Origin of the sequence: Kitasatospora sp. NPDC059812 (genome assembly GCF_042732075.1) — a bacterium.
GTDB lineage: Bacteria > Actinomycetota > Actinomycetes > Streptomycetales > Streptomycetaceae > Kitasatospora.
Genome location: NZ_JBHWIO010000035.1, coordinates 24,010 through 47,343, shown reverse-complemented (window position 1 = coordinate 47,343; position 23,334 = coordinate 24,010). Strand labels below are relative to the sequence as shown.

The 23,334-nt window shown below is 71.9% G+C and carries 21 protein-coding genes; 10 read left to right on the top strand and 11 right to left on the bottom strand.

The window, feature by feature from the left end:
* Positions 1–219 precede the first annotated feature (219 nt).
* Both ACFV6D_RS19455 and ACFV6D_RS19450 read left to right on the top strand, forming a co-directional pair.
* On the top strand, positions 220–396 hold the full coding sequence (locus ACFV6D_RS19455) for a hypothetical protein (RefSeq protein WP_380495755.1): 177 nt from the start codon (positions 220–222) through the stop codon (positions 394–396).
* Entirely contained in the window at positions 393–1,637 is a 1,245-nt protein-coding gene (locus ACFV6D_RS19450) for a CynX/NimT family MFS transporter (protein WP_380495753.1), read from the top strand. The genes ACFV6D_RS19455 and ACFV6D_RS19450 overlap by 4 nt, the downstream gene beginning before the upstream one ends.
* A gap of 64 nt (positions 1,638–1,701) precedes the next feature.
* Here ACFV6D_RS19450 and ACFV6D_RS19445 read toward each other — a convergent pair whose 3' ends face one another.
* Positions 1,702–2,262: a TetR family transcriptional regulator gene (locus tag ACFV6D_RS19445; protein WP_380560585.1), complete on the bottom strand. Its 561-nt coding sequence runs from the start codon at positions 2,260–2,262 to the stop codon at positions 1,702–1,704.
* Between the two features lie 84 nt (positions 2,263–2,346).
* Here ACFV6D_RS19445 and ACFV6D_RS19440 point away from each other — a divergent pair, with 84 nt between their 5' ends.
* Together ACFV6D_RS19440 and ACFV6D_RS19435 are read left to right on the top strand one after the other, a co-directional pair.
* Positions 2,347–3,195, top strand: a complete 849-nt coding sequence (locus ACFV6D_RS19440; RefSeq protein WP_380560584.1) for a patatin-like phospholipase family protein — start codon at positions 2,347–2,349, stop codon at positions 3,193–3,195.
* A 90-nt stretch (positions 3,196–3,285) separates the two neighbouring features.
* A complete protein-coding gene (locus ACFV6D_RS19435; protein WP_380423964.1) occupies positions 3,286–3,498 on the top strand; it encodes a DUF397 domain-containing protein in 213 nt (70 codons plus the stop codon).
* A gap of 670 nt (positions 3,499–4,168) precedes the next feature.
* Here ACFV6D_RS19435 and ACFV6D_RS19430 read toward each other — a convergent pair.
* Positions 4,169–5,149 carry a hypothetical protein gene (locus tag ACFV6D_RS19430; protein WP_380560583.1) on the bottom strand — a complete coding sequence of 327 codons (981 nt, stop codon included), beginning with the start codon at positions 5,147–5,149 and terminating at the stop codon, positions 4,169–4,171.
* Between the two features lie 354 nt (positions 5,150–5,503).
* Between ACFV6D_RS19430 and ACFV6D_RS19425 the strand changes: the two genes are divergently transcribed.
* Entirely contained in the window at positions 5,504–5,809 is a 306-nt protein-coding gene (locus ACFV6D_RS19425; RefSeq protein ID WP_380560582.1) for a hypothetical protein, read from the top strand.
* A 421-nt stretch (positions 5,810–6,230) separates the two neighbouring features.
* On the top strand, positions 6,231–6,446 hold the full coding sequence (locus ACFV6D_RS19420) for a DUF397 domain-containing protein (RefSeq protein WP_380372034.1): 216 nt from the start codon (positions 6,231–6,233) through the stop codon (positions 6,444–6,446).
* A 125-nt stretch (positions 6,447–6,571) separates the two neighbouring features.
* Here the strand turns inward: ACFV6D_RS19420 and ACFV6D_RS19415 are convergent, their stop codons facing one another.
* Positions 6,572–7,714 (bottom strand): methyltransferase domain-containing protein, encoded by a 1,143-nt coding sequence (locus tag ACFV6D_RS19415; protein ID WP_380560581.1) that lies wholly within the window; start codon positions 7,712–7,714, stop codon positions 6,572–6,574.
* 222 nt (positions 7,715–7,936) lie between these two features.
* Here ACFV6D_RS19415 and ACFV6D_RS19410 point away from each other — a divergent pair, with 222 nt between their 5' ends.
* Positions 7,937–8,152 carry a DUF397 domain-containing protein gene (locus ACFV6D_RS19410; protein WP_063346204.1) on the top strand — a complete coding sequence of 72 codons (216 nt, stop codon included), beginning with the start codon at positions 7,937–7,939 and terminating at the stop codon, positions 8,150–8,152.
* A gap of 463 nt (positions 8,153–8,615) precedes the next feature.
* Here the strand turns inward: ACFV6D_RS19410 and ACFV6D_RS19405 are convergent, their stop codons facing one another.
* A complete protein-coding gene (locus tag ACFV6D_RS19405) occupies positions 8,616–8,879 on the bottom strand; it encodes a hypothetical protein (RefSeq protein ID WP_380344000.1) in 264 nt (87 codons plus the stop codon).
* A gap of 124 nt (positions 8,880–9,003) precedes the next feature.
* Here ACFV6D_RS19405 and ACFV6D_RS19400 point away from each other — a divergent pair, with 124 nt between their 5' ends.
* The 3 genes from ACFV6D_RS19400 to sph all read left to right on the top strand — a co-directional run bounded on the left by ACFV6D_RS19400 (position 9,004) and on the right by sph (position 11,227).
* The gene (locus ACFV6D_RS19400) at positions 9,004–9,831 is read left to right on the top strand and encodes a helix-turn-helix domain-containing protein (protein ID WP_380372008.1); all 828 of its coding nucleotides are present in this window, start codon (positions 9,004–9,006) and stop codon (positions 9,829–9,831) included.
* Positions 9,828–10,043: a DUF397 domain-containing protein gene (locus tag ACFV6D_RS19395; protein WP_380372005.1), complete on the top strand. Its 216-nt coding sequence runs from the start codon at positions 9,828–9,830 to the stop codon at positions 10,041–10,043. The genes ACFV6D_RS19400 and ACFV6D_RS19395 overlap by 4 nt, the downstream gene beginning before the upstream one ends.
* A gap of 188 nt (positions 10,044–10,231) precedes the next feature.
* Positions 10,232–11,227 (top strand): sphingomyelin phosphodiesterase, encoded by a 996-nt coding sequence (gene sph / locus ACFV6D_RS19390; protein WP_380344006.1) that lies wholly within the window; start codon positions 10,232–10,234, stop codon positions 11,225–11,227.
* Positions 11,228–11,283: 56 nt separating this feature from the next.
* On the opposite strand, the gene ACFV6D_RS19385 is transcribed toward sph, so the two are convergent.
* From ACFV6D_RS19385 to ACFV6D_RS19355, 7 genes are all read right to left on the bottom strand, one after another.
* Positions 11,284–13,752 (bottom strand): SpoIIE family protein phosphatase, encoded by a 2,469-nt coding sequence (locus tag ACFV6D_RS19385; RefSeq protein WP_380560580.1) that lies wholly within the window; start codon positions 13,750–13,752, stop codon positions 11,284–11,286.
* Positions 13,753–13,898: 146 nt separating this feature from the next.
* Complete coding sequence (locus ACFV6D_RS19380) at positions 13,899–14,519, bottom strand: TetR/AcrR family transcriptional regulator (RefSeq protein WP_063346210.1); 621 nt, start codon at positions 14,517–14,519, stop codon at positions 13,899–13,901.
* Between the two features lie 143 nt (positions 14,520–14,662).
* Entirely contained in the window at positions 14,663–16,300 is a 1,638-nt protein-coding gene (locus ACFV6D_RS19375) for an AMP-binding protein (protein ID WP_380560579.1), read from the bottom strand.
* A 214-nt stretch (positions 16,301–16,514) separates the two neighbouring features.
* Entirely contained in the window at positions 16,515–17,687 is a 1,173-nt protein-coding gene (locus ACFV6D_RS19370; RefSeq protein ID WP_063346212.1) for an acyl-CoA dehydrogenase family protein, read from the bottom strand.
* Positions 17,688–17,700: 13 nt separating this feature from the next.
* Positions 17,701–19,761 (bottom strand): acetyl/propionyl/methylcrotonyl-CoA carboxylase subunit alpha, encoded by a 2,061-nt coding sequence (locus tag ACFV6D_RS19365; protein WP_380560578.1) that lies wholly within the window; start codon positions 19,759–19,761, stop codon positions 17,701–17,703.
* 105 nt (positions 19,762–19,866) lie between these two features.
* A complete protein-coding gene (locus ACFV6D_RS19360; protein ID WP_380560577.1) occupies positions 19,867–21,465 on the bottom strand; it encodes an acyl-CoA carboxylase subunit beta in 1,599 nt (532 codons plus the stop codon).
* The gene (locus ACFV6D_RS19355) at positions 21,462–23,174 is read right to left on the bottom strand and encodes an acyclic terpene utilization AtuA family protein (protein WP_380560576.1); all 1,713 of its coding nucleotides are present in this window, start codon (positions 23,172–23,174) and stop codon (positions 21,462–21,464) included. The genes ACFV6D_RS19360 and ACFV6D_RS19355 overlap by 4 nt, the downstream gene beginning before the upstream one ends.
* Between the last annotated feature and the right edge of the window lie 160 nt (positions 23,175–23,334).

Below are 23,334 nucleotides of genomic sequence, written 5' to 3'. Positions count from 1 at the left end.
TTGTTTTTTCGCCGTGGGCGACCCCCGCGGGGGGGGGCCGCCCGCCCCTCAACCCCCCCGCCCCCCCCCCCGCCGCTGGAACGGCTCCGGCGAGCAACCGCTGCCCGAGCCGACGACCCTGGCGTCGTCATCACGCCTCCCCCCTGGCCCCGGATCACCGCGATCTGGGCCCAGAAACATGTGATGTTCAAATGTCTGATGTTTGTATAGGCTGCCTCCATGAAACGCACCAGCACACCGCGCAGAACGGCGAGTCTGTCCGCGCCGCTCGTGGACCGCCTCCGCTCACACATCGAGGCGGGCGGCCGGCCGATGGGGACGCGGCCTGCGGCGGCGGCCGCCCGGCTCACCCACGACCACGAGGTCCAGACACCACCAGCCACGGAGCAGCAATGAGTCCGCAACTGTCCTCGACGACCCGTCAGCACTCCGTCTCCGGGCCTGCGGCCAGCGACAGCACGCGGCCCGCCGTGTCGATCGGGCTCGTCCTCGCGATCTGCCTCGTGGCGGCCAACCTGCGGACCAGCCTCACCGGCGTCGGCACGCTGCTGCCGGCGATCGAGCAGGGCAGCGGCCTGACGGCGAGCTGGGGCGGGCTGCTGAGCACCCTCCCCCTGCTGACGTTCGCCGCGACGTCGCCCCTGGTGGCCCGGGCCTCCCACCGGTTCGACAGCGCGCGCCTGCTGGTGGCGGCCCTCGGCGCGCTGGCCGTCGGAACGGTGGTCCGGTCGCTGCCCTCCGTGATCTGCCTGTTCGCCGGGACGGTGATCCTCTCCGCCGCCATCGCCTTCGGCAACGTGCTGCTGCCCGCCATGATCAGGCGCAGCGTGCCCGCACACCGCATCCAGGGCATCAGCGCGCTCTACGTCACCGTCATGGGCGTCACGGCCGCCGTCTCCTCCGGGATCTCCGCCCCGCTCTCCCACTCCCTGCCGGGCTCCTGGCACACCGCGCTGGCCTGGGGCATCGCCTTCACCATCGCGGCGCTCCTCGTCTGGCTGCCCCGGATGCGGGGCGACGGGGCCCGGGCCTCCAGCGGCGCGGGCCGCAGTCCGGTCCCCTGGCGGTCAGGACTGGCCTGGCAGGTCAGCATGTTCATGGGCCTGCAGTCCCTGGCCTTCTACACCGCCGTCGCGTGGCTGCCCAGCATCCTGATCCACCACGGCACGAGCAGCACCACCGCCGGATGGATGCTCTTCTACTACCAGTTGGTCTCCCTGGCGACCAGCGGCCTGCTGCCCCTGCTCACCCGGGGCCGTCACGACCAGCGGTGGACGGCGGCCGGGGCCTCGCTCATCGTGGCCGGCGGCTTCACCGTGCTGGTGTCCGCCCCCGCGCTGTCCGTCGTGGCGTGCACCCTGCTCGGACTGGGCGGCGGCGCGTGCCTCGTCCTCGCGCTGACCTTCCAGAGCGAACGCGCCGGCAGCTCCGGCGAAGCCGCCGCACTGGCCGGCATGGCGCAGTCCATCGGCTACCTCGTGGCGGCGGCCGGCCCGCTTCTCCTCGGCATCCTGCACGACGCCACCGGCAGCTGGACGCTTCCGCTCACGGTCCTGGCCGTCCTCGGCATCGCCATGGCGGTGGCCGGATACGGCGCGGGGCAGGACCGCCACGTGCGCCGTCCTCGGCCTCGCTGACGTCACCATCACCGCACGCGGCCCCGTCCGTCACGCCTCTCGCGCGTTCACCGCTGTCGCGCGTTCACCGCCCCAGGAGTTCGGCGAAGCGGTCCAACGCGAGATCGGTGCGCCGGCGGTCGCCGGTGGTCGTGAGATCGAACAGCAGACCCCGGACAACGGCCATGACCAGCGTGGGCGTGACGGTGTCGTCAGGGCCGGTGGAGACGTCCCGGAAGGTGGCGCCGAGAGTGTCGAACCAGTCCGTGATCGCCTCGGCCTGGTCGGGGTAGTTCTCGGGGTGGACCAGGCCGTCGGCGTGCACCTCGAAGAACAGCCGGACGAACGGCGCGCGTTCGTCCGCGCTCATCCACCCCCAGATGCCCCGCAGCCGCTCCTGCACGGAGCCCTTCACCGGCGCGGGGTGCCCGGCCAGACGCACCGCGCCTCGGCGGCGGGCCTCGGCGAGGACCGCCGCGACCAACTCCTGCTTGCTGCCGAAGTCATAGAGCAGCATCCGTGGGCTGGTGTCGAGGGCCGCGGCCAGTGGCCGCAGGCTCAGTCCGGCCAGGCCGTGCGCCAGCACGTAGTCGGTCGCCCGAGCCAGCGCGCGCTCGCGACGGGCGGGGTCAGGGGGTCGCCCCACGGTGGATCTCCCTTCGGCGCATCGGAGTTGAGACGGCATTAGCGAGTATATGGTACGACTGTTTCAATAACGAGGGGAGACCACATGCACACCTTCGACCGAGCACTCGTCCTGGGCCCCGGAAGTCACGTCGGCACGGCCTGGACAGCCGGACTGGCCTACGGATTGCGCCGCAACGGCGTGGACCTGGGCGAGGCCGACCTGATCGTCGGCACGTCAGCCGGCTCGATCGTCGGAGCGCTGCTCGCCACCGGGCAGGACCCGGGGCGGCTCGCTTCCTCGGCTCGCCAGGCCGCCCACCGGGTCAAGCCCGACCCTGAGCGGATGGGCGCGGTGTTCGCCGTACTCGGCGACCGCAGCCTGGAACCCGGCGAGGCGAGGCGCCGCGTCGGCCGCCTCGCGCTCGACGGCGCCAGCGCCCAAGCCGAGGAGGCGTTGATCGCGGGGCGCGCCGCCCTGATCGGTGCGGACGCGTGGCCGGAGCGACGACTGCTGATCACCGCCGTCTGCGCCACCACCGGCGAGCCCGTGGTGTGGGACCGCGACAGCGGCGTGCCGCTGGTGCACGCGGTGGCGGCGAGCAGCGCCTTCCCCGGAGCCGCGCCGCCCGTCGCCATCGACGGCCGGCGGTACATGGACGGCGCCCTGCGTGCGGGCCCCAACGCCGATCTCGCCGCCGGAGCCCGCACGTTGGTCGTGGTCGAGCCGATGGCCCACCTGTTCCCCCGGGAGCCGCTCAACCAGCAGCTGGCGGCAGTGGGGGCGGACGCCGTGGTGACCATCGGCCCCGATCCGGCCTCGGTGCGCGCCTTTGGCTCGGACGCCGGCGACCTGACGGCCTGGGAACCGGCCTACCAGGCGGGTGTTCGCCAGGCCGGCGACGTCGACGCGCAACTCCGCACCATGTGGAGGGCAGGAGTCGACGCGAGCTGACCGCTGATCACCAACGCCTGTTCGTCTTACCGCCGGGGTAGCCCTACTACACCTGACAGTTCACCATCGGGCCCGAAAGGAATTCCAGTCATGAGTGACCGCGCAGACCTGTCCGGCGCTTCCTGGATCAAGTCCTCGTACTCCGACAACGGCGGTGACTGCGTGGAGGTCGCCACCGACGTCCCCAACCTCGCCCCCGTCCGTGATTCCAAAGACCCCGAGGGTCCTGCCCTCGTCTTCCCCGCCGACGCCTGGTCGTCGTTCATCGCCGTGATCCGAACCGGCGAGTTCGGCGAGGCCTGACGCACACCTTGTCCGAGCCCCACTGCCCACGACGGGCAGTGGGGCTCACGCATCGCTGCCGCTGACACCGCTCCAGGCAGAGCCCCGCCCCGGAGAAACCGGACAGGGCCGTCCGGTCTCGGTCAGCCGATGGTGACCGACCACCGGCCCCGGGACAGGTGGATCACGCCGTCCGGGGTGCCGACGGCACGGGCCGCGTCCGCCCCGCGCTGACCCCCCTGTTCAACCGGCTGGTAGCGATGGACAAGCCTGGAAGCCGCCTGTCATGGCTCTTGCGCGAGATCGGTATCCCCGTCGCCGCCGCCCGCGGCGCCGCCATTCGACAGCAACTCCTTGAGCCGCCTGCCCCCGTCGTCGCGGCCGCTCTGGGCTACCACGACAAGACCACCAGCCGCCACCTAAGGGAGACCGGCGGAACAGGAGCCGATACGCCGCAGAGGATCACACACGGGCATCAGAAGGCTGGGAACCTCGGAGAACTATCGGACTTTCTCCATATTCATCGACATACAGCTCTGCGGCTTCGACTCCTGCGAGTTCCTCGCAGATGCTGATGAGAGTCGTGGGGTCGGTCATCAGACGCCGCTCGATAAGCTGACAGTTGGGCTCATTTTCCTTTGTGGCGGGACATTGGCGACAGTTGAATACGCGAGCTCACCAGTAGACCGGATCAGATGTCGATCGGGGTCAGGCCGGGGTAGATGTCGTGCCAGAGGTAGCGACGGCAGTGGAAGTGCCAGTAGGCGAAGGCGGTCATGTAACGGTCGAGGTGCGGGCGTTGCTCGTCAGTGGCGAGGTCCAGGACGCGGCGGTAGGCAGCCAGGCCACTGTCGAGGCTCCGGCGGTATTCGGCGAGGTAGGGGATGTTCTCGCTCACCGAGCGGCGGTAGATCCGGCTGGCGAGGAAGTCCTCGCCGTGCACCGCCTCCTTGTAGAAGGACAGGACGTCGTTGATGTCGTTGAGAAACGCGACACAGGAGCTCAGCGCCGCCGACCAGAATGCCCGATTGTGGTGGGCGCTCAAGCACGGGTCGGTGAACTGAAGTGAGGTGAACCAGAACTGGGAGAAGCCGTTGAAGACACGGACGAAGTCACTGTCGACCCCGTCGGACGCCTCCGGCGTGAACTCCGCCTCCATGAGGACGCCGGTGATCGCGTTGTAGAAGAAGGTCTTGAAGACGGCGAGGAATGTCGGATCGCAGAACTGTGTGAGCTCTTTGAACATGTGCCGGATGTACCGAGCGTTCGGCGAGGATGCGCGTTGCTCGGGCAGCATGCCGGCCCGCAGGATGGCTTCGGCCTCTGCGGGGTCGTGGCAGCACACGTCATCGGTGTTGGTGACGAACACCCAGATGCGATCGAGGGCGAGAGCGAGCGCGTCGTCGGCGATGGGCACCATGAGGGCGCGCATCAACGTGATGTTGGTGGTGGTGGCGGTGGGGATGGTGACGCCGAACGCCGCGAACTCGGTGGTGAGCACATCGGCGTCGGCGCGGGCCTGCGCGAGGTTGACGGGCGGATCGAAGGTTTGGGTGAAGGCGATCATCTCGTCAACCAGGCCGGAGGCCAGGACACTGGCGATCATGGTGCGGTGCCGAGGATCGGGGACGGCGTCGAGGCCGCTCCGCGTGGTGTAGTGGAGGGTGTCCACGCCAGGCGGTCGGGGGTGCCTGATCGTGCGGCGGTCTGTCGAGTCCACACTGCGTCCTTCCGTACGTCGTTTCCGGTCAGAGGCGCGTACCTTTACGGCCGCGCTGGATACTCACACAGTTGATCCCCTCACTGACTGCCAATGAGGCGTCGTGAACTCGACTGGGTGTACGCCGCGCAAACGGGTTGACGGCAGCGGGAGTGCCGAAATCGCCGGAAGCCGAAGGCAGACACACTCGGCAGCACCGCCCCAGCCCGAGGGCGACACCTACACGGGGTCCATCACGCCCCGTTCCTGCTCACCCACGCCCTCCTGGCCGAAGGAGTGCTCACGCGCGAAGCGCGGATCATCAACATGTCCTCGTTCGTGGAAAAGCGCGGCAGGCTCGATGCCACCGATCCAGATGTCGCGGGAACGTCGTGGAGCAAGCGCTTCTACGACCAGATCAACGTCTACGCGACGAGCAAACTCGTCAGCCTCCTGGCCGCGCGAGAACTCGCACATCGCCTACCTGACGGCATGAGCGTCTACAACGCCAATCCTGGGATGGCCAAGGGCACCGCGATGAACAGCAACACCGGTGGTCTGATGCGGCTGACCACTCCGCTGTTCCGTCCGTTCGCCATCACCCCGGACGAAGGCGTGCAGACCCCGGTCTGACTTGCCAGCGCCTCGCCCGCACCGTGCCCCAGCGGCGGCTTCTTCAGCGAGTCCCAGCCGGACACCCCTTCACGCCTGGCCCTGAACGACGCTCTCGCCCGGACCGTTACACCAAAACCGCAGCCCTCCTCGGGGTGGAGCCCCTCACGAGGTAGGGCCAGCCCGGAACCGGTTGTCACGCCGCGGTTGCGGCTGCCTCCCCCTGCAGGGTCCGCGGGCCGGGCACCGTGCAGCCCTCTCGGCAGCTGTTGACCGCGACGGTCCGGCTCGGCTCGCAACTTCCGGTGACGGGTTCGGACTTCCTGGAACGGGCATGCAGGAAGGTCGAGGCATGGAGCCGTGATTACGATCGGCTTCAGGTGGAGTCGCTTCCCAAGGTGGCTTCACTTGCCGTGATCCGCGCTGCTCGGAAGGAGCATGAATGACCGGCCCCACCCTTGACCTGGCCAGCGCCGAGTGGCGCAAGTCCGGCTACAGCAACAACGGGGGCAGTTGCATCGAGGTGGCCCCCGGCTTCCCGGGTGTACTGCCCGTCCGTGACTCCAAGGACCCCGAGGGCCCTGCCCTCGTCTTCCCCGCCGACGCCTGGTCCTCGTTCGTCGCCGCCGTCCAGGCCGGCGAGTTCGGCGAGGTCTGACGCACGCACGTCGCGCGAGCCCCACTACCCGCAGATGGGTAGTGGGGCTCGCGCATCGCTGCCGATGACACCGTTCCAGACAGGGCCACGCCCCGGAGAAGCCGGACGGGGCCGTCCGGTCACGGTCAGCCGATGGTGGCCGACCACCGGCCCCGGGACAGGTGGATCACGCCGTCCGGGGTGACGACGGCGCGGCAGCCGTAGAGCGGCAGGCCGCCTTCGACCTCCCGCCAGTTCCGGATGGATTCGAGTTCCGACCACAGGCGGCGGGGGCCGCTCTGGTGGACGGTCGGCGGCTCGAACTTCGTGGCCTCTGCGCGCGCCCATGACCCGTCCGGATGGGCGAGACAGGCCGTACGGCCCTCGGGCGTCTCCTCGAAGTCGACTTCGATGCCCGGGATGCTGATCGTGAGCATCGACCAGACTTCCCAGTTGTTGCGGATGTCGGTGACCGGGTACCGGAAGAGCTTGACGTTCTCCCCGTCGGCTTCGCGGGCGGTCTCGAACAGCTCGCCCAAACCGGGCGGGTAGGCGGAGCCGTGGCGCGTGGTCATGAAGCCCGCCCAGTCACGTTCGATCACGCCGGTCGCTCCGCCGTCCGGGGTCTTCCAGGCCGTCAGGATCAGTGCCGTGTCCGCGATGGTAGTGACGAGCCGTCCACCGCGCCGAAGCGCCTGGAGCCACGGGACCGGGACAGGGCGGGCGGACACGGTGGCTACGATCCGGTCGTAGTCGCCCGGGAGGGCGTCGGTGGCGTCCTGAGTGACGAAGTGAGGGCTCAGCCCCATGCCTGCGAGGCGGCCCCGCGCGGCGTCGACCAGGTACCCGTCGATGTCCACGCTCGTCACGCGATCCGAACCGAGCCGCGTGGCGGCAATGGCGGTCAACCCGCCTGCGCCGGTGCCGATGTCCAGCAGGTCGTGCTCGGCGGCGATCCGGCCGTGCCGCAGCATCTTGACCACGAGCGGCGTGAGCGTGGCCGACGACGTGGGCAGCCCGGTCGGGCGGTCATCCGGCTTCGCGTGGTCCGCGTGCAACCCGCCCACGCTGGTGACCAGGGACTCGTTCCCGTAGGCCCGTTGGAGCCAGAAGTCCGGGTTCGCTTCCCCTACCTGAAGCTGCCAAGTGCCGCCCTCGACAGGCTCCCACCACCTGGGGACCAGTTCGTGCCGGGGAACGCCGGCCACCGGGTTCCGCCATCGGGAGTCCGGATCGGTCGCCCGGGAAGCCAGATCGGCGGCCTGTCCTTCCCATGGGATGCGTGTCATGCCTCGGGATCCTTTCAATGAATTCGTGCGGAGCCCCGGCCGTTCACGGCCGGGAGGAATCGCGTCCAGCCCGCAACTTCCGGTGACTGGTTCGGACTTCCTGGAGCGGGAATGCAGGAAGGTCGAGGCATGGAGCCGTGACCACGATCGGCTTCAGGTGGAGTCGTCGCTCTCCAAGGTGGCTTCGCTTGCCGTGATCCGCACTGCTCGGAAGGAGCATGAATGACCGGCCCCACCCTTGACCTGGCCAGCGCCGAGTGGCACAAGTCCACCTACAGCAACAACGGGGGCACTTGCGTTGAGGTAGCTCCGAACTTCCCTGGTATGACGCCCGTCCGTGACTCCAAGGACCCCGAGGGTCCTGCCCTCGTCTTCCCCGCCGACGCCTGGTCCTCGTTCGTCGCCGCCGTCCAGGCCGGCGAGTTCGGCGAGGTCTAACACACGCACGCTGTCCGAGCCCCACTGCCCACGATGGGCAGTGGGGCTCGCGCGTCAGAAGGAACTGCGGCGGGAGCAGCTCCGATCGAGGGGTGGCCGCTCCCCGCCGGAGCGGCGATTCCGGCGGAGAGCGGTGTGGCTCGGCGAGGGTCTGGCGCCAACGTGCCCTCGGAGCCGGCCGGCAGGGGAGGTAGGCCTGCCGGCGCCCGTCCGTGACTGTCCTTCACGGACGGGCGTTGAACCCCGCCGCCGCACGGGATGAGCACTCGCGGCGCGGTGGCGGGAGCGTGTTGTCAGTCCGGCACGAACGTGCCGCATCTGCACGGGCGTTGAACCGGCGGCTCGGTGGTCGACTCGTCACCCGCCTCGACCGCGTTTCGTTGCGTCGTCCCCGCCATAGCGGTGAAGCCGCCGGCCGCCAACGAGCTGAGGTGCAGCCCGGCGAGCAGCATCTCCCCCGAGGTCACGCCGGCTCCGGAAACATCGGCCGACGCTGGGAGTTGCTCCCCGTGCCCGGCGCGATCTCCCTGGGGTCGCACCGTCGCAGCTGATCGGGCCTGGTCGTCCACTCGCACCCCCCGCCGAGCGGCCTCAGGAAGGCCGCCCCGCAGAGGATCTCCATGAAGACCCCCTCCTTCGGCTGGCCGTCGTCGTCTCGGTGCTTCAGGTCCCGCACCACCTCGTTGCGGACGAAGTCGGGCAGCGCGGATTTCGGGTTTTCGGGCATGGGAGTCTCCGTAGCGCTTCGCTCTCGGCGTGTCACTTGGTGTAGCCATGGTGGCGCGACAGCCTCTACGATCGGAAGGGCTTAACCCTTGACCGTTTCGTCGAGTTACAAGGCACGGTGAATCATGGAGTTCGAGGAGACTGATCAACCGTCATCTCCGGCCATCCGCTTCGGAAACGAGCTTCGCAGGTCACGGCGTGCGAGGAACCTCTCCCAGACCAAGCTCGCCAAGATCATGGGCTTCAGTCACGCCCTGGTGTCGTACGTCGAAGGAGCTAAGAAGCCCGTAACCATTAACTTCGCCACGGCAGCCGATCAAGCGCTCGATACAGGGGACAAGTTCCGGGAACTGTTCCGCCAGATCGAGCACGCCAGCCTGCTGGAGGGGTTCGAAGAGTTCGCCAGGGAGGAGGCCCGCTGCCGGAAGATACGGACGTTCGAGCTGAACGTGGTCCCGGGACTCTTCCAGACCGAGGAGTATGCAAGCGCCCTGGCGAACGCCGCAGTTCTCCGAGGCAGCATCACCAAGGAGCAGGCCGCACAACGAGTCGCCTTCCTCATGGATCGGCAGCAAATCATCCGAGCCGAACGCATCCCCGTGCTTCACGCGGTCATGGACGAGAGCTGCCTGCGCCGACCCGTCGGAGGCCCGGCCGTCATGCAGGCACAGCTTCGGCACCTTGAGAGCCTGGCCGAACTCCCGTTTCTCACACTCCAGGTAGCCCCGGTGACGCTTGGCGAGCACATCCCGTTCACGATGCCCATCGTTCTGTTGACCCTGCCGGATCGCTCCACCATCGGCTATGCGGAGTCACAGGCACGTGGCATCCTGGAACGGGACCGCAAGACGGTCGAGGCGTGGAGCCGTGACTACGATCAGCTCCAGGTGGAGTCACTTTCCAAGGTGGCTTCGCTTGCCAAGATCCGCGCTGTTCGGAAGGACTATGAATGACCGGCCCCATCCCCAACCTGGCCAGTGCCGAGTGGCGTAAGTCCGGCTACAGCAACAACGGGGGCAACTGCATCGAGGTGGCTCCTGGCTTCCCGGGTGTACTGCCCGTCCGTGACTCCAAGGACCCCGAGGGTCCTGCCCTCGTCTTCCCCGCCGACGCCTGGTCGTCGTTCGTCGCCGCCGTCCAGGCCGGCGAGTTCGGCGAGGTCTGACGCGCACGACTCTCGCGAGCCCCACTACCCACGACGGGTAGTGGGGCTCGCGCGTTCTGGGTGGTGACAGTGTTTCAACTGCGTTCACCGAATGCTCGTGCGCGGTCTTGTGCACCGTGCGGGCGGCAACGTTGGATGTACAACATCCGCTGACCGTCGCGTTCACGTCATACCCTCACGGAGCCCCAATGCCGCTGTCGTCCCTCCGCAAGGCCGCCGCCGCCTGCGCTGCCGCCGCCGTGCTCGGCGCGCTCGCCACTGCCCCCGCCACGGCTGCCACCGGCGCCACGACCGAGTCCGCCCCGGTCACCGCGCCCGCGCTGGACGTCCTCACGTACAACACGTTCCTGATGAGCACGACCCTCTACCCCAACTGGGGCCAGCAGTACCGGGCGCAGGCGATCGCCTCGGCGGACTTCTTCCAGGGCCACGACGTGGTCGTCCTGGAGGAGGCCTTCGACAACGCGGCCTCCGACGCCCTGACCGCCAAGGCCTCGGCCGCCTACCCGTACCACACCCCGGTCGTCGGCCGCTCCACCAGCGGCTGGGACGCGACCTCCGGCAGCTACAGCTCCGCCACCCCCGAGGACGGCGGCGTGACGCTGCTCAGCAAGTGGCCGATCCTGCGCAAGGAGCAGTACGTCTACAAGGACGCCTGCGGCTCGGACTACTTCTCGAACAAGGGCTTCGTCTACGCCGTCCTGAACGTGAACGGCCAGCGCACCCACGTGGTCGGCACCCACCTGCAGTCCACCGACTCGGGCTGCTCCAGCGGCCAGCCGGCCGCCATCCGGGCCAAGCAGCTCACGGCCATGCGCGGCTTCCTGGACGCCAAGCAGATCCCGGCGAACGAGCCGATCCTGCTCGCCGGTGACCTCAACATCGACTCGCACGGCTCCGAGTACCAGGCCCTGCTGGACAACGCCAACCTGGCGCCGGCCTCCGCCCGCACCGGCTGGCCGTACTCCTTCGACACCGCCGACAACTCCATCGCCGCCTACCGCTACCCGGGCGAGCCCAAGGAGGACCTGGACTACGTGCTCTACCGGGCCGACCACGCCCGCCCGCAGCAGTACACCAACCAGGTCCTGCGCACGCACAGCGCGCCGTGGACGGTGAGCAGTTGGGGCAAGAGCTACACCTACACCGACCTCTCCGACCACTACCCGCTCGCCGCGCACTGACCGGAGAAGCGAACTGACCGGGGAAGCACACTGACAGGGGACCAACCCGCAGGGAACTAAGCAGCCCCGAAGGGCAGTTCCAGCTCCGCCCAGACCACCTTGCCGTCCCTGGTCAGCCGGCTGCCCCAGCGCTGGGCCAGCTCGCTGACCAGGAACATGCCGCGCCCGCCCTCGTCCTGCTCGGCGAAGGGGCGCAGCTGCGGCGCCGACCCGCCGGCGTCGGAGACCTCCAGGGTGAGCACCCGGTCGCGGAACAGCCGCAGCCGCCGCGGGGCGTCGGCGTGCAGCAAGGCGTTGGTGACCAGTTCGCTGACCAGCAGCTCGGCGTAGTCGGAGAGGGCGGTCAGGCCCCAGGCGTCCAGGGTGGCGCGGGTGAAGCGGCGGGCCTTGCCGGGCAGCCGGCCGCCGCCGGTGAGCGGGAGGGTGGCGATCCGGTCGGCGGGCAGCGGCAGGACCCGCGCCATGATCATCGCGATGTCGTCCTCGGTGCCGTCGGTGACGAGTGCGCCGAGGACGGCGTCGCAGTTCTCCTCCAGGGTTCGGCCGGGCCCGGCGAGGGTGTCGGCCAGCAGGTCGATGCCGTCGTCGAGGTCCTGGCCGCGCCGCTCGACCAGGCCGTCGGTGTAGAGGGTGACCATGCCGCCCTCGGGCAGGGTGAACTCGATCGACTCGAAGGCCACCCCGCCGACGCCCAGCGGCACGCCGGGCGGCACCTCGACCCGGCGGGCGGTGCCGTCGGGGGCGACCGAGATCGGCGGCAGGTGGCCGGCCGAGGCGATCTGGACGGTGCGCTCCAGCGGGTCGTAGACGGCGCAGATGCAGGTGGCGAACTGGCCCTCGCCGATGCCCGAGGCGGTCTCGTCCAGGCGGGTGAGGACCTGCTCGGGCGGCATGTCGAGGGTGGCGAGCGTCCTGGCGACGGTGCGCAGCTGGCCCATGGTGGCGGCGGCCCGGATGCCGTGGCCCATCACGTCGCCGACCACCAGGGCGACCCGGCCGCAGGACAGCGGCACGACGTCGAACCAGTCGCCGCCGACCTCGCTGACCACGCTGCTGGGCAGGTAGCGGTAGGCGATCTCCAGGCCCAGGGTGCGGTGGATCTCCTGTGGCAGCAGGCTGCGCTGGAGGGTGAGCGCCGTCTCCCGCTCGCGCCGGTAGAGCCGGGCGTTGTCGATGGCCAGCGCGGTGCGGGCGACCAGTTCCTCGGCGAGCGCCACGTCGGCGTCGCTGAACGGCTCGGAGTTGCGCATCCGGATGAACTCGGAGCCGCCGAGCACCATGCCCCGGGCGGTGAGCGGCACCATCAGGTACGAGTGGATGCCCGCCGCGATGCCGGGCTCGACCCGGTCCTCGCTGGAGACCAGGCCGCGCAGCACCTCGGCGTCCACGTGGGCGCGCAGCAGGGGGCGTCCGCTGCGCAGGCACTGGGTGTAGCTGCGGTCGGGGGCGTACTCGGAGGTCTCGCCGACGGTGTCCACGGCGTGCGCGAGGCCCGACTCGTAGGACTCGCCGACCGCGACGGCACGCAGGGTGACCGTCCGGTCGGAGGGGATGGGGGTGGGTTCGGCGCCGCGCAGCACCGGTTCCAGCAGGTCGACGGTGGCGAAGTCGGCGAACCGGGGGACGACGGCCTCGATCAGCTCCTCGGCGGTGCGCTGGAGGTCGAGGGTGGTGCCGATCCGGGCCGTTGCCTCGGCGATGGTGGCGAGCCGTTCCTGGGCGCGGGCGGCGCGGGCCTCGGCCTGGAAGCGCTCGGTGACGTCGATGATCGAGGAACAGACGCCGAAGACCCGGCCGGTGGAGTCCTCCAGCCGGAAGTAGGAGGCGGACCAGGCGCGGTCGCGCTTCGGGTCCCCTGGCACCCGGCCGTGGGAGCGGGCGTCCACCACGGGCTTGCCGCTCCTGAGCACCTGCCGCATGGTCTGCTCGATCTCGACGCTGTTGATGCCGGGCAGCACCGCGGGTATCCGGCGGCCGAGGTGGGCCGCGATGGGGACGCCGTTCATCCGGGCGAGCGCCTCGTTGAGCCGGACGTAGCGCAGCTCGGTGTCGTAGACGGCCATGCCGATCGGCGAGCGGTCGAAGACGCCGTCCAGGACGGCGAGGTCGGCCTCGACCGCCTGGAGGGCGCGGATGTCGGAGGCGGTGGCGAGCAGCAGCAGGGTGCCGGCCGGGCCGGCGATCGGGTAGGTGCGGAACTCCAGGTCGACCTTGTGGCCGTCGCGGTGGCGGACCGGGAAGACGCCGGACCAGCCGGCGGAGCCGCCCATGATGTGGGCGAACAGGGACAGCACCTCGGGGCGGTCGGTGCCGTCGGTGAGCAGCTGGGCGGCGTAGCTGCCGACGGCCTCCTCGGCGGAGTAGCCGAGCAGCGCCTCGGCGTCCTCGCTCCAGTGCAGGATCAGGCCGTCGCCCTGGAGCAGGGCCGTCGCGAGCGGGACGAGTCGGTGGCCTTCGGGGCGTACGGGGGTGGCGCCCGGTGCGGGGCCGGCGGCGGAGGTCACGTCCCACTCGTTTCCGTGCATGATCAGGCAGCACCCCGGTTCGGCTCGTGCCCGGCCGGGGGCCTCACGGTCCGTGCCGGCCGGGATTCTTCTCCAGACTGCACGGACATCGGCCGCCCGGCGACCCCTTGGTCAGGGGTCGTCCGGCCGTTCCGGTAGTACGGGAGTCATGGGCGTACCGGCCGCAGCGTACTCTCCAGAACGCCGGTCCACTGCCGGATCACCCCGGATCGTCGGACGCTGTCGTCGGTGAGCAGGTTGGCCAGGCCCAGCCCGCGGGCGAGGTCGAGGGTGGCCTGCACGGACTCGCGCACGCCGGGGCGGGTCTCGTCGGCGTCCAGGAACTCGACGGCGGCCCGGTGGGCCTCCCGGCCGACGTGCCCCTCCAGGGCGATGATCCGCTCGCGCAGCGGCTCCTCGGTGGCGGCGGCCGTCCACAGGTGCAGGGCGGCGCGGAACAGCGGGCCGGTGTAGAGGCGCACGATCATGTCGACGACGGCCCGGGTGCGGTCGGGGCCGGCGGCCGGCAGCTCGCCCGTGTGGGCGCGGACGGCGGCCAGCCGCTCGGCGGTGACGTGCTCGACGGCCGCGGTGAACAGGTCCTCGCGGGTCGGGAAGTGGTGCTGGGCTGCGCCCCGGGACACTCCGGCGCGCTCGGCGACCACGGTGACGGTGGAGCCGTGCCAGCCGAGCTCGGCCAGGCAGTCCACGGCCGCCGCGAGCAGCCGGGCCCGGGTGGCGCGGCTGCGGTCCTGCTGGGGGGCGCGGGCGGCGGAGTGGCTGGTCATGGCTGGCGGCGGTTCCTGTTCCGGTGGGGGCTCGGCGGGCCGGTCGTGCCCGACGGGCCCGTCGCTCCCGGCGGGCCCGCCGTGCTCGGCGGGTCGATCCTCACAGACGGGCGCCGGTCTTCGGCCGCCGGGGGCCCGGCCGCTCAGCGGGAGGCCTCGGGGGCGGCTCCGACGGGCGCGGCGGCGGCGGACGCGCGGCGCGAGGCCTCGCGGGCCCGTAGCTCGCGCCGGAGGATCTTGCCGGCCGCGGACTTGGGGACGGCCTCGACGAACTCCACCGCGCGGACCTTCTTGTACGGGGCCACCAGCCCGGCCACGAAGCCGGTGACCTCCTCCGCGCTCAGGCCGCTGCCCGGAGCACGGACCACGAAGGCCTTCGGGCACTCGGTGCCGTCGGCGTCCGGAACGCCGATCACGGCGGCGTCGACGATCTGCGGGTGGCCGAGCAGCACGGCCTCCAGCTCGGCCGGGGCCACCTGGTAGCCCTTGTACTTGATCAGCTCCTTCACCCGGTCGACGATGTACAGGTACCCCCGGTCGTCGACGAAGCCGACGTCGCCGGTGTGCAGCCAACCCTCGGCGTCGACCACCGCGGCGGTGTCGGAGGGGCGGCCGAAGTACCCCTTCATCACCTGCGGGCCCCGGATCAGCAGCTCGCCCGGCTCGCCGGGCCCGAGGTCCTCGCCGGCGCCGTCCAGGGCGGCGACCCGCAGCTCGGTGGACGGGATCAGCCGCCCCACCGAGCCGGGCGAGGGGTCGCGCTCCAGCGGGGAGACCACGTGGGTGACCGGGGACAGCTCGGTCATGCCGTAGCCCTGGAGCAGGTGCGGCAGGCCCAGGCGGCGGGCGCAGGCGGCGGCGAGCTCCGGGTCCAGCGGGGCGGCCGCGCACAGCAGGTACTCGACGGAGGAGAGGTCGAAGCGCTCCACGACCGGGTGCCTGGCCAGGGCGAGCGCGATCGGCGGGGCCACCACCAGCGCCTGCACCCGCTGCTCCTCGATGGTGCGGCAGAACTGCTCCAGGTCGAAGCGGGGCAGCACCACCACGGTGGCGCCGCAGCGCAGCGGCTGGTTGAGCAGCGCCGTCAGGCCGTAGATGTGGAAGAAGGGCAGCACGGCGAGCACCCGTTCGCCCACGGCGGGCCGGTAGAGGGCGTCGCACTGGGCGAGGTTGGTGGCGATCGAGCGGTGGGTGAGCATCACCCCCTTGGGCAGTCCGGTGGTGCCGCTGGAGTAGGGCAGCACCGCGACGTCCCGGCCGGGGTCGATGGCGATCCCGGGGGCGGGGCCGGTGGTGGCCAGCAGGTCGGCGAGCGAGCGGTGGCCCTCGGCGCCGTCCAGGACGAGGATCTCGGCCAGTGGGCCGCCCTGCTCGGCGAGCAGGGCGGCGGCCTTGCGGGCGGTCGGCAGGAGTGGGGAGACGGTCACCAGCCAGCGGGCGCCGCTGTCGCCGAGCTGCCCGGCCAGGTCGGCGGGCGTGGCCATCGAGGACACCGTGGTCACGGTGGCGCCGGCCCGGGTGGCGCCGTAGAAGGCCGTCGGGTAGCCGAGCGTGTTGGGGCTGAACAGGGCCACCACGTCGCCCTGGCGCACCCCGGCCGCGGCCAGCCCGGCGGCCACCCGCTCGACGCCGGCGGCGAGCCGCGCGTAGCTGACGCGCTCCCCGGTGACGCCGTCGATCAGGGCCGGCCCGTCGCCGTACGCCGCCGCGCCGCCGAGTACCGCGTCATGGATCGGCAGGTCCACCGTCGGCACGTCCGGGAATTCGCTGCGGAACACCAAAGTAAGCCTCCAGGAAGGTAGTTGACGCATCGACTGGCGCGGCGAAAGGTCGACCGAGGGTACGAACAGGAGCATACGGACCATGACGTCCGCCACTGCAAAGTTCGCCGAGATGTCCCTCTGGTGACCCACCGGGGGCACGCCCGGCGGGTGCGTCCGGTGGGTGCGGTGCGTCCGGTGGGTGCGGTGCGTCCGGTGCGTCCGGCGCTGCGGACTAATAGGACTTCGGGAGGCCGAGGGTGTGCTGGGCGACGTAGTTGAGCACCATCTCGCGGCTGACCGGGGCGACCCGGCCGACCCGGGTGGCGGCCAGCAGCGCGCCCAGCCCGTACTCCTGGGTGAGGCCGTTGCCGCCCAGCGTCTGCACCGCCTGGTCGACGGTACGGGCGGCGGCCTCGCCGGCCGCGTACTTGGCCATGTTGGCGGCCTCCCCGGCCGCCACGTCCTCCCCCGCGTCATAGAGCAGCCCGGCCTTCTGGGTCATCAGCCGGGCCAGCTCGATCTCCACCGCGCACTGGGCCAGCGGGTGGGCCAGGCCCTGGTGGGCACCGATCGGGGTGGACCAGACGGTGCGGGTCTTCGCGTACTCGACGGCCTTGCCGAGGGCCTGGCGGGCCAGGCCGAGGGAGAACGCGGCGGTCAGCACGCGCTCGGGGTTGAGGCCGGCGAACAGTTGCAGCAGGCCGGCGTCCTCGTCGCCGACCAGGGCGTCGGCGGGCAGCCGGACGTCGTCCAGGAAGACCTGGAACTGCTTCTCGGGGGCGACGAGTTCCATCGGTATCGCCCGGTACTCGAAGCCGGCGGCGTCGCGCGGGACGATGAACAGGCAGGGCTTGAGCCTGCCGGTGCGGGCGTCTTCGGTGCGGGCGACGAACAGCACGGCGTCGCAGTGGTCGATGCCGGAGACGAACACCTTGCGGCCGGTCAGCAGCCAGTCCCCGCCGTCCCGGCGGGCGACGGTGGAGATCCGGTGCGCGTTGGAGCCGGCGTCCGGCTCGGTGATGCCGAAGGCCATCTTGCGGCTGCCGTCGGCGAGTCCGGGCAGCCAGCGCTGCTTCTGCTCCTCGGTGCCGAAGCGGGCGATCACGGTGCCGCAGATCGCCGGGGAGACGATGAGCAGCAGCAGGGGGCAGCCGGCCGTGCCCAACTCCTCCAGCACGATGGCCAGATCGGTGACGCCGCCGCCCCCGCCGCCGTACTCGGCGGGCAGGTTCACGCCGAGGTAGCCGGCCTTGCCGGCGTCCGCCCACAGCTCGTCGGCGGGCTCGCCGGCCCGGGCCTTGGCCATGTAGTAGGCGGAGCCGTAGCGGCGGCCGAGGTCGCCGACGGCCTGGCGCAGGGCCCGGCGTTCGGGGGTCTCGATGAGCTGACTGCCGATGGTGGACATGCGGGGTCCTTCCTCAGGCTTCTGCGGCGGGCTGGACGGCGGCTGTTGCGGCGGGCTCGGCGGCAGGTTCTGCGGCGGACCCGGCGGCGGGATCTGTGGCGGACCCGGCCTCGGGTACTGCGGCGGGCCCGGCCTCGGGCCGTGGGGCGGGCTGCACGACGGCGAGCAGGGTGCCGAGCTCGACCTGTCGGCCGGGGACGGCACGGAGTTCGACCAGGACGCCGTCGGCGGGGGCGGTGACGCGGTGCTCCATCTTCATCGCCTCCAGGACGAGCAGCGGCTGGCCGGCGGTGACGGTGTCGCCGACGGCGGCGGTGGTGCGCACGACGGTGCCGGGCATCGGGGCGAGCAGCGCGCCCGGGTCCGTCCGGGCGGCGGGGTCGGGGAAGCGCGGCAGGGCGGTGAGCGCGATGCCCCCGTTCGGGGTGTCGACGTACACCCGGTCGCCGTAGCGCGCGACGCGGTGGCCGCGCCGGACGGCGCCCTCGCGCAGGGTGACCTGCTCGGGCGAGGCGTCCAGGAGCTCCGCCTGCGGGTGGTCGTCGGCCCGCAGGCCGTCCCGGGTGAGGCGGTAGCGGACCTCCAACTCGGCGCCGTCGTCGGCGCGGTAGCGCTTGGACTGAGGCTGCGAGGGCAGGTTGCGCCAGCCCGACGGCAGTGCGCCGTGCGGGCCGGTGCGCCGGGCGGCGGCGTCGGCGAGGGCGGCGGCCAGGGCGGCGCGCGCGGTCTCCTTGCCGTCCGGGGCGGTGAGCTCGGCCGCGTGCTCGGCCAGGAAGCCGGTGTGCAGGCGTTCGGCCAGGAAGGCCGGGTGCCGCAGCGTCCGGACCAGCAACTCCCGGTTGGTGGCGGGCCCGTGGACCCTGGCGCGGGCGAGCGCGTCGGCCAGCCGGCGGGCGGCGGCGGCACGGGTCGGCGCCCAGGCGATCACCTTGGCGAGCATCGCGTCGTAGTGCGGGGTGATCTCGTCGCCGGCCGCCACGCCGGAGTCCAGCCGGACGCCCTGCCCGCCGAACTCCTGGTACGGCACGGTGAGTTCGAGGCGGTGCAGGGTGCCGGTGGCGGGCTGCCAGTCCTTCGCCGGGTCCTCCGCGTACAGCCGGGCCTCGATCGCGCAGCCGGTGGCGGGCGGCGGGACCGGCCCGGGCAGCCGCTCCCCCTCGGCGACGGCGAGTTGGAGCGCCACCAGGTCCAGTCCGGTGACCGCCTCGGTGACCGGGTGCTCGACCTGGAGGCGGGTGTTCATCTCCAGGAAGTGGAACCGGCCATCCTCGCCGAGCATGAACTCCGCCGTACCGGCGCCGGTGTAGCCGATCGCCCGGGCGGCGCTGACGGCCGCCGCGTGCAGCCCGGCGCGCACCGCCTCGGGCAGGCCGGGGGCCGGGGCCTCCTCGATCACCTTCTGGTGCCGCCGCTGGAGCGAGCAGTCGCGGTCGCCGACCGCCCAGACCGTGCCGTGCGCGTCGGCCAGCAGCTGGACCTCGACGTGCCGCCCGGCGGGCAGGTAGCGCTCGCAGAACACCTCGTCCGAGCCGAAGGCCTTCGCCGCCTCGGCGCGGGCGGCGGCCAGTGCGCCGGGGAGCTCCGCGAGCGTGCGCACCACCCGCATGCCGCGTCCGCCGCCGCCCGCCGCCGCCTTGACCAGGAGCGGCAGGTCGGCCTCGGTGGGGTCGGTCAGGGCGTCCAGCACGGGCACCCCGGCCGCGGCCATCAGCCGCTTGGCCGCCGTCTTGGAGCCCATCGCGGCGATCGCGGCCGGCGGCGGGCCGACCCAGACCAGCCCGGCGTCCAGCACGGCCTGCGCGAACTCGGCGCTCTCCGACAGGAATCCGTACCCGGGGTGGACGGCGTCCGCGCCCGCCGCCAGCGCGGCGCGGACGATCAGGTCGGCGCGCAGGTAGGTGTCGGCGGGCGCGGCGCCGGGCAGCCGCACGGCCGCGTCGGCCTCACGGACGTGCGCGGCGCCGGCGTCCGGGTCGGAGTGGACGGCGGTGGTCGCGACGCCCAGGGCCCGGCAGGTGCGGAAGACCCGGCGGGCGATCTCGCCACGGTTGGCGACCAGCAGGTTGGTGATCATGTCTCGGGTGCCCCTCACAACTCGGCCTCACAGCTCCGTCGAACAGCTCGGTCTCGCAGCTCCGTCTCACAACTCGGTCTCGCGGCTCGGTGTCGCAGCTCGGCCTCACATCCGGAAGACGCCGTAGCCGCGCGCGCCCTCGACCGGCGCGTTGTGGATCGCGGACAGGCACAGGCCGAGCACCGTACGGGTGTCGCGCGGGTCGATCACGCCGTCGTCGTACAGCCGCCCGGACAGGAAGACCGGCAGCGACTCGGCCTCGATCTGCTGCTCGACCATGGCGCGGATCGCCGCGTCCGCGTCCTCGTCGTACGGCTGCCCCTTCGCGGCGGCCGACTGCCGGGCGACGATCGACAGCACCCCGGCGAGCTGCTGCGGGCCCATCACCGCGGACTTGGCGCTCGGCCAGGCGAACAGGAAGCGCGGCTCGAACGCCCGCCCGCACATGCCGTAGTGGCCGGCGCCGTAGGACGCGCCGATCAGCACCGACAGGTGCGGCACCCGGGAGTTGGCGACGGCGTTGATCATCATCGCGCCGTGCTTGATGATGCCGCCCTGCTCGTACGCCCGGCCGACCATGTAGCCGGTGGTGTTGTGCAGGAACAGCAGCGGGATGTCCCGCTGGTTCGCCAACTGGATGAACTGGGCGGCCTTCTGGGACTCCGCGCTGAACAGCACGCCCTGCGCGTTGGCCAGCACGCCGACCGGGTAGCCGTGCAGCCGGGCCCAGCCGGTGGCCAGGCTGGTGCCGTAGAGCGGCTTGAACTCGTCGAAGTCGGAGCCGTCGACGATCCGGGCGATCACCTCGCGCGGGTCGAAGGGCACCTTGAGGTCGCCCGGGACGATGCCCAGCAGTTCCTCCTCGTCGTACTTCGGCGGCTCGGCCAGCCGGTCCGGCGACGGGCCCGGCTTGCGGTGGTCCAGCCGGGCGACGATCCGGCGGGCCAGCCGCAGCGCGTCCGCCTCGTCCGCCGCGAAGTGGTCGGCCAGACCGGAGGTGCGGGCGTGCATCTCGGCGCCGCCGAGCGACTCGTCGTCGGCCTCCTCGCCGGTGGCCATCCTGACCAGCGGCGGGCCGCCGAGGAACACCTTGGCGCGCTCCCTGACCAGCACGGTGTGGTCCGACATGCCGGGCACGTAGGCGCCGCCGGCCGTCGAATTGCCGAACACCACGGCCACGGTGGGGATTCCGGCCGCGGAGAGCCGGGTGAGGTCGCGGAACAGCGCGCCGCCGGGGATGAAGATCTCCTTCTGGCTGGGCAGGTCGGCGCCGCCGGACTCGACCAGGTTCACCACCGGGAGGCGGTTGTCGAACGCGATCTCGTTGGCGCGCAAGGCCTTGCGCAGCGTCCACGGGTTGCTGGCGCCGCCGCGCACGGTCGGGTCGTTGGCGGTGATCAGGCACTCCACGCCCTCGATCACGCCGATGCCGGTGACCAGCGCCGCGCCCACCGGGTAGTCGCTGCCCCAGGCGGCCAACGACGACAGCTCCAGGAACGGCGAGTCCGGGTCGACCAGCAGCTCGATCCGCTCGCGCGGCAGCAGCTTGCCGCGGGCGCGGTGGCGATCCACGTACTTGGGGCCGCCACCGGCCAGCGCCTTGGCGTGCTCGGCGTCCAGCCCGGCCAGCTTGGCGAGCATCGCGGCCCGGTACTCGGCGTACTCGGGCCCGGCCGGGTCGACGCGAGTGGGCAGCACGGTCACAGCAGGGCCTCCGGGATGTCGAGGTCGCGGGAGCGCAGCCACTCCCCGAGCGCCTTGGCCTGCGGGTCGAAGCGGTGCTGGGCGGCGACGCCCTCGCCGAGCAGGCCGGTGAGGGTGAAGTTGACCGCGCGCAGGTTCGGGAGCAGGTGCCGGGTGACGGGCAAGTCGGCGGTCTCGGGCAGGAGTTCGCGCAGCTTGTCGACGGTGAGGGTGTGGGCGAGCCAGCGCCAGCCCGCCTCGGAGCGGGCCCAGACGCCGAGGTTGGCGTCGCCACCCTTGTCGCCGCTGCGGGCGCCGGCCACCAGGCCGAGCGGGGCGCGGCGACGCGGGCCAGCGGGGGGTGCGTCGGGGAGCTTCGGCTCTTCGGACGCATTGGCGGGCCGGCTCGTCACCGGGGCCGGCGGGACGGCGAGCCGGCGGCCGTCCGGCAGTACGGCGGTGTACTCGACAACCTTGGCGTCGACGTACGCGGCGGCGAACACCCCGTACGGCGCTCCGGGGCCGGGCGGCGCGGTGAGGTGGAAGCCCGGGTAGCCGGCCAACCCCAACTCCACGGCGGCCTTGCCCAGTTCGCGCCCGACCTTGGCTTGGTCCGGGTCGCGGGCGGTGAGCCGGAGCAGGGCGGAGGCGGCCTCCTCGGTGCCGGCGTCCGGGTGGTCGGTCCGGGCGAGCGTCCAGCGCAGCTCGGCGGGCTGGGCGGCGGGCGGCAGGGCGTCCAGGAACTGCCGCCGCACCAGGTCGGCCTTGGCCTCGATGTCGAGGCCGGTGAGGACGAACACCACCTCGTTGCGGTGGCCGCCGAGCCGGTTCAGGCCCACCTTCAGCGTGGGCGGCGGCGCCTCGCCGCGCACCCCGTCGATCCGGACCCGGTCCGGCCCCTCCTCGGCGAGCCGCACGGTGTCCAGCCGGGCGGTGACGTCCGGGCCCAGGTAGCGCGCTCCGCCCGTCTCGTACAGGAGTTGGGCGGTGACGGTGCCCGCGGTGACGGCGCCGCCGGTGCCCGGGTGCTTGGTGATCACGCTGGAGCCGTCGGCGTGCAGTTCGGCGATCGGGAAGCCCGGGCGGGTGACGTCGTGCTCGCGGAAGAACGCGTAGTTCCCGCCCGTCGCCTGGGCGCCGCACTCCAGCACGTGCCCGGCGACCACCGCCCCGGCGAGGGCGTCGAGGTCCGCCGCCGTCCAGCCGAAGTGGGCGATCGCGGGCCCGGCGACCAGCGCCGCATCCGTGACCCGCCCGGTGACCACCACCTCGGCGCCCGCGGCCAGACAGGCCGCCACCCCGAAGCCGCCGAGGTAGGCGTTAGCGGCCAACAGCCCTTCGGGCAAGCCGAGTTCGCTCCGGCGCGGCAGCAGGTCGTCCCCCTCGACGTGGGCGACGGCCACCGCAAGACCCTGGCGCTGCGCCAGGTTCCGCAGTTCGGCGGCGAGCCGGGCCGGGTTCAGCCCGCCCGCGTTCACCACGATCCTCACCCCGCGCTCCTGCGCCAGGCCGAGGCACTCCTCCATCTGCCGCAGGAACGTCCGGGCGTAGCCGAGGGACGGGTCCTTCAGGCGGTCCCGGGCCAGGATGAGCATGGTCAGCTCCGCCAGGTAGTCCCCGGTGAGCACGTCCAGCGGCCCGCCGGTGAGCATCTCCCGCACCGCCGCGAAGCGGTCCCCGTAGAACCCCGAGGCGTTGCCGACCCGCAGTACCGAGCGTTCGCGCGCCAAAGTGCCTCCCCTGCCGGCGGGTTGGCGACGCTCCCACACGAGCGCCGCCGGGCAGCAGCGTGGCACCGGGCGCAGAAAAAAGCAATCACGCCTGCTTGTTTCAGGATGGCTCCACCGTTCGCGTCGAACCACGCACCCCTGAGCCTCACTGATTCGGCGA